We start from the raw sequence: 12,553 nt of genomic DNA on the forward strand, positions 1-12,553 counted from the left end.
CGAAGGTCCCCCTCTTTGGTCTTGCGACGTTATGCGGTATTAGCTACCGTTTCCAGTAGTTATCCCCCTCCATCAGGCAGTTTCCCAGACATTACTCACCCGTCCGCCGCTCGTCACCCAGAGAGCAAGCTCTCTTGTGCTACCGCTCGACTTGCATGTGTTAAGCCTGCCGCCAGCGTTCAATCTGAGCCATGATCAAACTCTTCAATTAAAAGCTTGATGTGCTTCCACTCGAGAAGCGATGCTCAAAGATTTACTGCATGAATTTTACTTCAGTTAGTCACTCTTCAAGACTTGATATTTTTTTGCATCCGAAGATGCTGGATATCGTCTTGTGGAGTGCCCACACAGATTGTCTGATAAATTGTTAAAGAGCAGTGCCGAGAAACTCATCGGCGCGGGCTGCGTATATTACGCTTTTAGCCCGGAGAGTCAAGCGTTTATTTCGCTGTCTTCTCGCTGACCCGGCGGCTTGTCAGTCGTTGTTCCCGGTCAGTGGAGGCGCATTATAGGGAGTTCTCGGCAGGCCGCAACCCCTAAATGCAAAAAACTTTTCAAGCGCTCAAATAACCACCCAAAATGCCTTTTTAGGATGTTTATTAGTCAAAAAACACCGGTTTTAGCGCAGCAATAGCGGCAAACCCTGTAAATAGAGACAAATGAAGATAAAGAAAAGGGAGCGGTCACCCGCTCCCTTTCATCTTCATGACGCTTAGTTGCCGTTATTGGCGTGCAACGATATGGTCGTTTTCCACATCCAGCGTCACCAGCTTGCCGGGAATCAGCTTGCCGGACAGGATTTGCTGCGCCAGCGGGTTCTCGATCTCCTGCTGAATCGCGCGTTTCAACGGACGCGCACCATACACAGGGTCGTAACCGGTTTTGCTCAACAAAGCCAGGGCCGGTTCGGTCATGGTCACTTCGTAACCGCGCTCTTCCAAACGCTTGTACAGGCGAGACAGCTGAATTTTGGCGATTGCAGCAATGTGTTTCTCGCCCAGCGGATGGAACACCACCACTTCGTCGATACGGTTGATGAACTCAGGACGGAAGTGGTGACTCACCATCTCCATCACCGACTCTTTCATCTGCGCGTAGTTCATCTGACCGAAGTGCTCCTGGATCAGATCGGAGCCCAGGTTGGAAGTCATGATCACCACGGTATTGCGGAAATCGACGGTACGGCCCTGGCCATCGGTCAGTCGGCCGTCATCCAACACCTGCAGCAGAATGTTGAATACGTCCGGGTGCGCTTTCTCGACTTCATCCAGCAGAATCACCGAGTAAGGCCGGCGGCGCACGGCTTCCGTCAGATAGCCGCCCTCTTCATAACCCACATAGCCCGGAGGCGCGCCGACCAGACGCGAAACGGAGTGTTTCTCCATAAACTCGGACATGTCGATACGCACCATGGCGTCGTCGCTGTCGAACAGGAACGAAGCAAGCGCCTTGCAGAGCTCGGTTTTCCCCACCCCGGTCGGGCCGAGGAACAGGAACGAACCGATCGGCCGGTTAGGATCGGACAACCCGGCGCGGCTGCGGCGGATAGCATTAGAGACCGCGCTGACCGCTTCGTCCTGGCCGATCACCCGCGAATGCAGCTCTTGCTCCAGGCGCAGCAGTTTGTCGCGTTCACCTTCCAGCATTCTGGCCACCGGGATGCCGGTGGCACGCGCCAGCACCTCGGCAATCTCCGCATCGGTCACCCGATTGCGCAGCAGTTTCATGCTTTTGCCTTCGGCCTGCGTGGCGGCGGCGAGCTGTTTCTCCAGCTCAGGGATTTTGCCGTATTGCAGTTCCGACATCCGCCCCAGATCGCCGACGCGGCGCGCCTGCTCCAGGGTGATTTTGGCCTGCTCGAGTTCAGCCTTGATGTTCTGGGTGCCGGAGAGCGAGGCTTTTTCCGCTTTCCACTCTTCTTCCAGCTCCGAATATTCGCGCTCTTTCTGCCCCAGCTCATCGCTGAGCATGTCCAGGCGTTTCTTGCTGGCGTCGTCAGACTCTTTATTCAGCGCCTGCTGTTCCAGCTTCAACTGAATGATGCGGCGTTCAAGCCTATCGAGCGACTCCGGCTTGGAATCCATCTGCATGCGAATGCTGGATGCCGCTTCGTCGATCAGGTCGATAGCCTTGTCCGGCAATTGACGATCGGCGATATAACGGTGAGAAAGCGTCGCCGCCGCCACGATGGCCGGGTCGGTGATCTGCACGTGGTGGTGCAATTCGTAACGCTCTTTCAGGCCGCGCAGGATAGCGATGGTGTCTTCCACACTCGGCTCCGCCACATACACTTTCTGGAAACGACGTTCGAGCGCCGCGTCTTTCTCTATATATTGGCGGTACTCATCCAGCGTTGTAGCACCGACGCAGTGCAGTTCGCCGCGCGCCAGCGCCGGCTTAAGCATGTTGCCCGCATCCATCGCGCCATCCGCCTTACCGGCGCCGACCATGGTGTGCAGTTCGTCGATAAACAGGATAACGCTGCCTTCCTGCTTGGCCAGATCGTTGAGCACACCTTTCAGACGCTCTTCAAACTCGCCGCGGTATTTGGCGCCGGCGATCAAAGCGCCCATATCGAGGGACAATACGCGCTTGTGCTTCAGCCCTTCCGGCACTTCGCCGTTGATGATGCGCTGCGCCAGGCCTTCGACGATGGCGGTTTTACCCACGCCAGGTTCGCCGATCAGCACCGGGTTGTTTTTGGTACGGCGTTGCAGCACCTGAATGGTGCGGCGGATCTCTTCGTCACGGCCGATCACCGGGTCAAGTTTGCCCTGCTCGGCGCGTTCGGTCAGATCGATCGTGTATTTCTTCAATGCTTGCCGTTGGTCTTCGGCGCCTTGATCTTCCACGCTGTCACCGCCTCTCATTTGTTCAATGGCTTTGCTGATTTTGTCGGCCGTTGCGCCGGCCGCTTTCAACAAGTCGGTCAACGAGCCGCGGTCTTCCAGCACCGCCAGCACAAACAGCTCGGAAGAAATGAATTTGTCCGCACGCTTCTGTGCCAGCTTGTCGCACAGGTTCAGGACGCGCACCAACTCGTGGGACGGTTGAACGTCGCCACCGGTACCTTCTACCTGCGGCAAACGGGACAGCGCCTGTTCGATCTCGGTGCGCACGCGCCCGGCATCGATACCTGCGGAAGTTAATAGTGGACGAACCGTGCCCCCTTCCTGATTGAGCAGGGCGCTCATCAGATGTAGCGGTTCAATAAACTGGTTGTCGTGCCCAAGGGCTAGTGACTGGGCATCGGCGAGGGCAAGCTGGAATTTGTTGGTAAGACGATCCAGACGCATAACACCTCCAAGATGGGTCGAAATTGCTACTGGAGATTAAATGAGGTCATCCCTCAAATTTTCAAGGTTATCTCGACGCTAAATTTTCGGTACAACGCCATGCGTCGTTGGATCGTCCTAATTCAATAGGTTATATCAGCCAGATTAAACTTGCCATACGTCCGGTTATTCCATCGCGTCGATAGGAGAAAAAATGACTCTTTTCGTTAACCGTGCAGCGGTCGCCGCCGTAGATGGCCTGCACGCCTGCCCGCAACAAACGTTGGCGAGCCAGCAAGTAGATATTAGCCAAAAACTTATCGCCGTGCGGCGTAAACGCCGCCGCGGCTTCGGCGTCTTCCGCGATAAAGGCAGCGCGCACCTCCGGCCCGACCTCAAACTGCTGCGGGCCGATCGCCGGCCCCAGCCAGGCGCTGATCTGGCTCGGCGCGGCGCTGAACGCCGCCACGGTTTGCTCCAGCACGCCATGGCATAACCCACGCCAGCCGGCGTGAGCGGCGGCCACTTCATCGCCGTGCTGCGAACAGAACAGCACCGGCAGACAATCCGCCGTCATCACGGCACACACCTGCCCCGGCACGTTGCTGTAAACCGCATCCGCCCGCAGATCGGCGGGCGCTTGCCCCGCCAACGTCACCACACGGGTGCCATGTATCTGCTCGAGCCACACCGGCATCTGCGGCAAGCCGGCGACGGTAACCAACCGTTCCCGATTGCGCTTCACCGCTTGCTCCTCGTCACCGACGTGGGCGCCGAGGTTCAGCGAGTCATAAGGCGGCAGGCTGACGCCGCCGCCGCGCGTGGTGCTGCAGGCCTTAACGCCGGGAGGCAATGGCCAGTCGGGCAGAATGAGCGAGTTCATTACCAGTCCATCTGATCTTTGAATTCTTCGGTATCCGCCTTCAGCGCGTTAATCAGATCGACCATGTCCTGCGGCAGCGGCGCATGCCACTCCATCTGGATGCCGCTGATCGGATGGTACAAACGCAGCATGGTGGCGTGCAGCGCCTGGCGGTCAAAACCGCGCAGCGTGTTGATGAAGGCTTCCGAAGCCCCCTTCGGCGGACGTGGACGGCCGCCGTACAGCGGATCGCCCACCAGCGGATGGCTGATGTAAGCCATGTGCACGCGGATCTGGTGAGTACGGCCGGTTTCCAGGCGCAGACGCAGACGGGTGTGCGCGCGGAAGTGTTCCATGATGCGGTAGTGCGTCACCGCCGGTTTACCCATCGGGTGCACCGCCATGTGGGTACGCTTGGTGGAATGGCGCGCTATGGGCTCTTCTACCGTGCCGCCGGCGGTCATGGTGCCAATCGCCACCGCTTCGTATTCGCGGGTGATTTCACGCGCCTGCAGCGCTTCCACCAGCCGGGTTTGCGCCGGCACGGTTTTCGCCACCACCATCAGGCCGGTGGTGTCTTTATCCAGACGGTGCACGATGCCGGCGCGCGGCACGTCGGCGATTTCCGGGTAGTGATGCAGCAGCGCATTGAGCACCGTGCCGTCCGGGTTACCGGCGCCAGGGTGCACCACCAAATCGCGCGGCTTGTTGATCACCAGGATGTCGCTGTCTTCATAGACGATATCCAACGCGATATCCTGCGGCTCCCAACGCGCCTCTTCTTCTATCTGTGCATCGATGGCGACCGTCTCTCCGCCCAGCACCTTCTCTTTCGGTTTGTTTGACGTTTTGCCATTGACCTTCACCCGATCGCCCAGGATCCACTCTTTTATGCGAGATCGTGAATAATCAGGGAACAATTCGGCCAAAGCCTGATCTAAACGTTGTCCGAGTTGAGATTCGGCCACCGTTGCGGTGAGTTGTACTTGTTGTGCCATATGCAGCTTCTTCGTTAACGTTGGGTTTTCACGGCGATGCCGTTTAATATAATGTGCTATTGTACCTGGTCTTTGTCGGGAGCTTAACGGACAGTCTCCCGGAATAACACCCTGAGGATAATCAAAACGTCATGACGCGTATGAAATATCTGGTGGCGGCAGCCACGTTGAGCCTGGCGCTGGCAGGTTGCTCCACATCCAAGGATGCGGTTCCCGACAACCCACCTTCGGAAATCTATGCCACCGCGCAGCAAAAGCTGCAGGACGGTAACTTCAAGGGCGCGATTACGCAACTCGAAGCGTTAGATAACCGCTATCCTTTCGGGCCGTATTCCCAGCAGGTCCAGCTGGATTTGATTTACGCCTACTATAAGGCCGCCGACTTGCCGATGGCGCAGGCATCCATCGATCGCTTCATGCGCCTGAACCCGACGCACCCGAACATCGATTACGTGATGTACATGCGCGGTCTGACCGACATGGCGCTCGATGACAGCGCGCTGCAGGGCTTCTTCGGGGTTGACCGTTCGGACCGCGATCCTCAGCACGCTCGCGCTGCGTTCCGCGACTTCAGCCAGTTGATTCAGCAATACCCGAACAGCCAATACGCGACCGACGCCAACAAGCGTTTGGTGTATCTGAAAGACCGCTTGGCCAAGTATGAGCTTTCGGTGGCGGAATACTACACTAAACGCGGTGCTTACGTCGCGGTCGTTAATCGCGCCGAGCAGATGTTGCGTGAATTCCCGGATACCAAAGCGACGCACGACGTGTTGCCGCTGATGGAAAATGCCTACAAGCAACTGCAGTTGAACGGCCAGGCTGACAAAGTGGCCAAAGTGATCGCCGCCAACCCGCAATAAGCGGGCGTCGGCAACGGCAAAAAAACAAAACGGCAGCCTCGGCTGCCGTTTTCATTGGCGTGGACCTGGTTTTCACTGGAAGAATACACAAGTAAAAACACGGTGTTAGCTAGCGCTCCTCACCGGTCAACTCATCGATAATGCGCCATCCGGCGGCAACTCTCAAGCATTAGATAACCAATTCAAATGCTGAATCACAGATTGAACTAACTTTGCAAAAAGTGACAAAAAATCGTGATTTACATCACGCATTTAAACAAAAAGCGGGGTATGCTGGGTTCACCAAGACGGAAAGACAGAGAGGTAAGTTATATGACATTGAACATTACCAGCAAACAAATGGATATCACTCCCGCAATCCGCAATCACGTCGAAGACCGTCTCACCAAACTGGAAAAATGGCAGACCCAGCTGATAAACCCGCATATCGTCTTATCCAAAGAACCGCAGGGGTTTGTCGCCGACGCTACCATTACCACGCCGAACGGCCCGCTGGTCGCCAGCGCCAAACATGATGACATGTATACCGCCGTTAACGAGCTGATCGCCAAGCTGGAGCGCCAGCTGAACAAGGTGCAGCACAAAGGCGAAGCGCGCCGCTGCAATGCCAGCGTGAAAGACATCGTGCCGGAAGTGACGCAGGAACAGGAATAACCGTCCGACTGCGGTTGCCGCATCAAACGCGCCCGAGGGCGCGTTTTTTGTCGGGTATTTTTGTTGACGGGGTAAAAGCCAGCGGTTACTTTAAAACCTGTTCGCATTAACCTTAGGTAGACCATGCCACGCACACCGTTTTTCTTCGCATTCTTTTTTACCTTCCCCTGACTGGGAGGCGTTTCGTCGTGTGAGAAAGAATGCGAAGACGAACAACAAGGCCTCCTGGAAACAGGAGGCTTTTTTTATGGCTGTTATACAACGAATAAGAACTGAAGGCGGAAGCTGATTATGACTGACAACCCGTTATTGGTGCTGCGCGAGCGCATCAGCGCACTGGATTTGAAACTGTTGGCCCTGCTGGCGGAACGCCGTGAACTGGCGATCGAAGTCGGCAAGACCAAACTGCACTCTCACCGTCCGATCCGCGACAAAGAGCGCGAGCGCGATCTGCTGGATGCGCTGATCGCCGCCGCCAAGCCTTACGACCTGGACGGTTTCTACGTCACCCGCCTGTTCCAACTGATCATTGAAGACTCCGTCCTGACCCAGCAGGCGCTGCTGCAGCACCAGCTCAATCCCGTCAGCCAACACTCCGCCCGCATCGCCTTTCTCGGCCCAAAAGGCTCTTATTCACATCTGGCGGCGCGCCAATACGCCGCCCGCCATTTCGATCGGTTGATCGAATGTGGCTGCCAGAAGTTTCAGGATATCTTCGCCCAGGTGGAAACCGGCCAGGCGGACTACGCCATTCTGCCGATCGAGAACACCAGCTCCGGCTCGATTAATGAGGTGTACGACCTGCTGCAACACACCAGTCTGTCGATCGTCGGCGAACTGACCAACCCTATCAACCACTGTGTTCTGGTGGCCGGCGACAGCGATTTGAGCCAGATTGAAACCGTCTACAGCCACCCGCAGCCGTTCCAGCAGTGCAGCCAGTTCCTGAATCGATTCCCGCACTGGAAAATCGAATACACTGAAAGCACGGCCGCCGCAATGGAGAAAGTCGCCAAGTTGAATTCGCCGAAGGTGGCGGCGCTGGGCAGCGAGGCCGGCGGCGCGCTGTACGGGCTGCAAGTGCTGGAACACAACCTCGCCAATCAACAGCAGAACATCACCCGCTTTATCGTCCTGGCGCGTAAAGCGATCGACGTCTCCGAACAGGTGCCGGCCAAAACCACGCTGATCATGGCGACCGGCCAGCAATCCGGCGCGCTGGTCGAAGCGCTGCTGGTATTGCGCGACAACGGCATCATCATGACCAAACTGGAGTCACGCCCGATCAACGGCAATCCGTGGGAAGAGATGTTTTACATCGATGTGCAGGCCAACCTGCGTGCCGACGCAATGCAAAAAGCGCTGCGCGATCTGGCGCCCATCACCCGCTCGCTGAAGGTGCTGGGCTGTTATCCCAGCGACACCGTGGTGCCGGTCAACCCATCCTGACGCGATAAAAAAAGGTTCGGCCAAGCCGAACCCTTCATTTTTATTTACCGCCGGTATTTTACTGCCGGCTGTCGTTAGCCTGCCGCAACAGCGTGCGGCTTTCCACCAGGAAGCGCTGGGCGTAATCGCCAAACCAGTGCTCCACCTTGCGGAAGCTATCGATAAACGCCTGTTTGTCGCCGTGCTCCAACAGCTTGATCGCCTCGCCGAAGCGCTGGTAGTAGCGTTTGATCAACGCCACGTTTTCCTCCGACGACATGATAATGTCGGCGTACAGCTGCGGATCCTGCGCAAACAGGCGGCCAACCATCGCCAGCTCCAGCCGGTAGATCGGCGAAGAGAGCGCCAGCAACTGCTCCAGTTGCACGTTCTCTTCCGCCAGATGCAACCCGTAGGCGAAGGTGGCAAAGTGCCGCAGCGCCTGAATAAACGCCATGTTCTGATCGTGTTCGACCGCACTGATGCGGTGCAGCCGCGCCCCCCACACCTGCAGCTGTTCAAGCAACCACTGGTAAGCCTCTGGCCGGCGCCCGTCGCAATAGACCACGACCTGCTTCGCCACGCTGCCCACGTCCGGGCCGAACATCGGGTGCAACCCCACCACCGGGCCACTGTGCACCGCCAGCATCGCATGCAGCGGACGGTTCTTCACCGACGCCAAATCCACCAAAATACAGTCGTCGGGCAACGGCGGCAGGCGGCTTATCACCTGTTCGGTCACATGGATCGGCACGCTGACGATCACCATGCCGGCGTCTGCCAACAGCTGTTCCGCCTGCGGCCAATCTTCCTGATCCAATACCCTGACCTGATAACCCGACAACGTCAGCAGACGGTTGAACAGCCGGCCCATCTGGCCGTTGCCGCCAATGATGACGATCGGCCGCAGCTGCGGGCACAGGGTTTTAAAACCTTTATCGTTCTCGCTGACGTACGATTCGCGCATCACGCGGCGCAAGACATCCTCGATCAAATCCGGCGGCACGCCGAGGTTTTCCGCCTCTTGACGGCGCGAGGCCAGCATCGCCGCTTCGCGCTCCGGCACATAAACCGGTAAACCGTGGCGGCTTTTCACCTCGCCGACTTCCGCTACCAGATGCAGGCGTTTCGCCAGCAGATCCAGCAGCGCTTTGTCCACCTCGTCAATTTGATCGCGCAACGCGGTCAGTTCTGCCACCATAACTTACTTTTCTCCCGTGCGTGCCGTCAGCGCAGCGCCGAGTTCCTGATGCATATGACGCAGCAGCGTTTCCGTGCTTTCCCAGTTGATGCAGGCGTCGGTGACGGACACACCGTAACGCATGTCTGCACGCGGCTGCTCGGAAGACTGGTTGCCCTCATGCAGATGGCTCTCCAGCATGATGCCGGTGATCGAACGGTTGCCCGCCTTAATCTGCTCCACCACGGACTCGGCCACCGCCGGCTGACGGCGATAGTCTTTATTCGAGTTGCCATGGCTGCAATCTATCATCAAGGACGGATGGAGTCCCGCCTCGAGCATCTGTTTTTCACAGGCCGCAACGTGCTCGGCGCTGTAGTTCGGGGTTTTACCGCCGCGCAGGATCACATGCCCGTCCGGGTTGCCCTGGGTCTGCAGCAGGCAAACCTGGCCCGCCTGGTTGATGCCGACGAAACGGTGCGGCATGGCGGCGGCGCGCATGGCGTTGATGGCGGTGCCCAGACTGCCGTCGGTGCCGTTTTTGAAGCCGACCGGCATCGACAGGCCGGAAGCCATTTCGCGGTGGGTCTGCGACTCGGTGGTGCGCGCACCGATCGCCGACCAGCTGAACAAGTCCCCCAGGTACTGCGGGCTGTTCGGATCTAATGCTTCGGTAGCCAACGGCAAGCCCATGCCCACCAGATCCAGCAACAGGCGACGCGCGATATGCAAGCCTGCTTCAACGTCAAACGAACCGTCCATGTACGGATCGTTGATCAAACCTTTCCAGCCGACAGTGGTTCTGGGTTTTTCAAAATAGACGCGCATAACGATATACAGCTGATCGCTCAAGTCAGCCGCCAGGGTTTTCAAACGACGGGCGTAGTCCAGCGCCGCATCCGGATCGTGGATCGAACAAGGCCCGCACACTACCAACAGGCGATGATCGCGCCCCTGCAAAATGTTGGCGATGGTGTTGCGCGCGGTGGCGATTTCATTTTCGTCGTCGGCGCTGAGCGGGAACTGGTTCTTCAGCTCCTCCGGCGTGATGAGAACCTGTTCTGCACTGATGTGTACGTTATTGAGCGCGTCTTTTTGCATGATGCTATTCCTGTCGTTTGGCGTTATGCGTTGAAGTGGAACCTTGAGCGTTTCAGGGCTCTACCTTATCACGCAATGTAAAGTTTTCAATCCAATTTCCGTAAATAAAAAATTACCGTAATTACCCCTAAGAAAAACCATTGGGAAAGGCACTTCAATAAATAAAATAAACGCAATAAATTTAATAAGATATACAAACAAAAAGATTGCCGACGCCTCTCTACTCGCTTGCCTGGCAATAGATGGGGGTCGTAAACATAAATGTACATTTGATTTTACAAGGAAGACGCGCCCCCCACCTCAGCGCCAACGAATGGGCTGAGACAGGCATCCGCCAGACTCAGCACGAAGCGCTGCTGAAAGCGATGAATTTCAGTAGAAGAAAAGCGAATAAATAAGGAATAAAAATTAAAAACTTAAGCTAATGGCGGCTATTTTTGTCGCCGAAATGAACCGATATAATGTGACCGTCATCAACAATAACCACCCTTAACAACTGGATCCAAAATGCTCTCTTCTCGCGCTCGTCGCGCTTTTCCGCTGTATATTTGCTGCTTAACGACTTTCACCAGTGTTTCAGCTCTCGCCGACAATACGCTTTTCACCGCGATGGACGATCCGGCCACCGCCAAGAAACCGTTTGAAGGCAACGTGCAGGCGGGCTACAACGCCCAGTCAGGCAACTCGCAGAGTTCCACCCTGCTGGCCAACACCAACATGACCTGGTTCAACAGCGACGCGGCGTACAGCCTGTGGGGGGCGGCCAACAACACCACCTCCTCCAACGTGCGCTCCTCCGAAAAATACCAGGCCGGTGGCCGTACGCGCTATAACCTGACCGACCGCAACTACCTGTTCGGCCAAGCCAGCTGGCTGAGCGACCGTTTCAACGGTTACGATTCACGCTCCACGCTGACCGGCGGCTACGGCCGTCAACTCCTCAACGGGCCGCTCAGCGACCTGCGGGTGGAGTTCGGTCCCGGCGTGCGCCATGACGAATACCACGGCGGCGGCCGCTCGACCAAAGGGCTGGCCTACGGTGCGGCCAACTATTCCTATCAGCTGACCGACAACACCAAGTTCATTCAGGGCGTTTCCGCGCTGGCGAACGAGGAAACCACGCTGAACTCGGAAAGCGCGTTGAACGTGGCGATCAACGATCGCTTCTCACTGCGCGTAGCCTACACCGTGACCTACAACAGCAAACCGCCGGCCTCGGCACCGAAAAACACCGACACCACCACCTCGGTCACGCTGGTCTACGGCCTGTAATCTCCCTTCCAGAATCTCTCGAAGCCCATCATCGATGGGCTTTTTTATGCCTGCGGCGTCAACGTTAACCAGACCATACCAAGCGCTTTCAACGCATCCGGAGAACATTGAAAGTCGACGTTGCCGCCGCTGACCCGCACTTGGTTACCCGGTAAACGCGCTATATCGTAAACGTCCAGGTTACCGTCTATGTCCACCAGCCAGCGGCCATTGGCGATATGCGTAACGGCCAGATCCACCAGCCAGGATACGCGCCCGCCATCAACATAAGCCGGCTGAGCCACGCCGTCAGGAATCAAAGAACAGTCTGCCGACCACTGCCCCACCTCTTTCAACTGCCCGGCGAGCAGGCGATATTTCGGTATCGTGCGCCCTCCGGGAACCGGTACCGCCGGTGCGGCATCACCCCACATGTCCCCCTGTCCCGTCGCCAACCACAGCAGCGAGACGCCTGTATCCAGAGCACAGGTCACCACGATATCGCCGGGGAAGTAGTTGCGGCGGACCCAGGTGCTCATCGTGCCTGAAGATATACCCAGCAGGTCGCCCAACTCTTTTTGCAGATTGAAACCGTAAGCATCCAAAATGCGGCGCAATACCCCTTTCCCGCCGGAAGCCAAAACGCGATCGTAAAGCGCTTTACCTTGCGCAGATGACGCAGGCTTGCGATTACTTTTTGATTTTACAAGTTCGCCGGTCATCAGCCAGGCCAAGTCTGCCCCCGTGGTTAACGCGCAGTTGATGATGACGTATCCGGGAACACTCCCCCGTTGTTGCCAACTACTGATGTTATTCGGCGCTATCCCGAGGATTTCACTCAATTCCTTCTGCGTGCCAACGCCATAAGATGAAAGAACTCTTTCAATCACCGCCCCCACGGAGGTGTTGTTGTTTGTTGCTTCTTCACGCATATCATCACC

The 12,553-nt window shown here is 56.9% G+C and carries 11 protein-coding genes, 1 rRNA gene and 1 other annotated feature; of the genes, 5 read left to right on the forward strand and 7 right to left on the reverse strand.

Annotation, left to right across the window (positions count from 1 at the left end; translation table 11 throughout):
- The 4 genes from ACJ8IN_RS02315 to rluD form a co-directional block, all read right to left on the reverse strand.
- Window positions 1-211 (reverse strand): 16S ribosomal RNA (locus ACJ8IN_RS02315); the annotation flags it as partial.
- 511 nt (window positions 212-722) lie between these two features.
- A complete protein-coding gene (clpB, locus tag ACJ8IN_RS02320; RefSeq protein WP_025301647.1) occupies window positions 723-3,296 on the reverse strand; it encodes an ATP-dependent chaperone ClpB in 2,574 nt (857 codons plus the stop codon).
- A gap of 130 nt (window positions 3,297-3,426) precedes the next feature.
- Entirely contained in the window at window positions 3,427-4,158 is a 732-nt protein-coding gene (gene yfiH, locus ACJ8IN_RS02325; protein WP_041033370.1) for a purine nucleoside phosphorylase YfiH, read from the reverse strand.
- On the reverse strand, window positions 4,158-5,135 hold the full coding sequence (rluD, locus tag ACJ8IN_RS02330; RefSeq protein WP_004932452.1) for a 23S rRNA pseudouridine(1911/1915/1917) synthase RluD: 978 nt from the start codon (window positions 5,133-5,135) through the stop codon (window positions 4,158-4,160). Before rluD ends, yfiH begins: the two co-directional genes overlap by 1 nt.
- 131 nt (window positions 5,136-5,266) lie before the next feature.
- Here rluD and bamD point away from each other — a divergent pair, with 131 nt between their 5' ends.
- The 4 genes from bamD (at window position 5,267) to pheA (ending at window position 8,101) form a co-directional block, all read left to right on the forward strand.
- On the forward strand, window positions 5,267-5,998 hold the full coding sequence (gene bamD / locus ACJ8IN_RS02335; protein WP_004932456.1) for an outer membrane protein assembly factor BamD: 732 nt from the start codon (window positions 5,267-5,269) through the stop codon (window positions 5,996-5,998).
- 312 nt (window positions 5,999-6,310) lie between these two features.
- On the forward strand, window positions 6,311-6,652 hold the full coding sequence (gene raiA / locus ACJ8IN_RS02340; RefSeq protein WP_004932457.1) for a ribosome-associated translation inhibitor RaiA: 342 nt from the start codon (window positions 6,311-6,313) through the stop codon (window positions 6,650-6,652).
- A 122-nt stretch (window positions 6,653-6,774) separates the two neighbouring features.
- Window positions 6,775-6,901: a sequence feature (Phe leader region), on the forward strand.
- A complete protein-coding gene (locus ACJ8IN_RS02345) occupies window positions 6,776-6,823 on the forward strand; it encodes a hypothetical protein (RefSeq protein WP_101428074.1) in 48 nt (15 codons plus the stop codon). It overlaps the preceding feature by 48 nt.
- A gap of 42 nt (window positions 6,902-6,943) precedes the next feature.
- Window positions 6,944-8,101: a bifunctional chorismate mutase/prephenate dehydratase gene (gene pheA / locus ACJ8IN_RS02350; RefSeq protein WP_033637186.1), complete on the forward strand. Its 1,158-nt coding sequence runs from the start codon at window positions 6,944-6,946 to the stop codon at window positions 8,099-8,101.
- A 58-nt stretch (window positions 8,102-8,159) separates the two neighbouring features.
- On the opposite strand, the gene tyrA is transcribed toward pheA, so the two are convergent.
- Both tyrA and ACJ8IN_RS02360 read right to left on the reverse strand, forming a co-directional pair.
- Window positions 8,160-9,281 carry a bifunctional chorismate mutase/prephenate dehydrogenase gene (gene tyrA, locus ACJ8IN_RS02355; protein WP_033637185.1) on the reverse strand — a complete coding sequence of 374 codons (1,122 nt, stop codon included), beginning with the start codon at window positions 9,279-9,281 and terminating at the stop codon, window positions 8,160-8,162.
- Between the two features lie 3 nt (window positions 9,282-9,284).
- Window positions 9,285-10,361 (reverse strand): 3-deoxy-7-phosphoheptulonate synthase, encoded by a 1,077-nt coding sequence (locus ACJ8IN_RS02360; protein WP_016929016.1) that lies wholly within the window; start codon window positions 10,359-10,361, stop codon window positions 9,285-9,287.
- A gap of 507 nt (window positions 10,362-10,868) precedes the next feature.
- On the opposite strand from ACJ8IN_RS02360, the gene ACJ8IN_RS02365 reads away from it, so the two are divergent.
- Entirely contained in the window at window positions 10,869-11,633 is a 765-nt protein-coding gene (locus tag ACJ8IN_RS02365; RefSeq protein WP_004932469.1) for a DUF481 domain-containing protein, read from the forward strand.
- Window positions 11,634-11,677: 44 nt separating this feature from the next.
- On the opposite strand, the gene ACJ8IN_RS02370 is transcribed toward ACJ8IN_RS02365, so the two are convergent.
- On the reverse strand, window positions 11,678-12,544 hold the full coding sequence (locus ACJ8IN_RS02370; protein ID WP_373275757.1) for a helix-turn-helix domain-containing protein: 867 nt from the start codon (window positions 12,542-12,544) through the stop codon (window positions 11,678-11,680).
- Between the last annotated feature and the right edge of the window lie 9 nt (window positions 12,545-12,553).

The organism is Serratia sp. CY31944, from assembly GCF_052169175.1.
Taxonomy (GTDB): domain Bacteria; phylum Pseudomonadota; class Gammaproteobacteria; order Enterobacterales; family Enterobacteriaceae; genus Serratia; species Serratia sarumanii.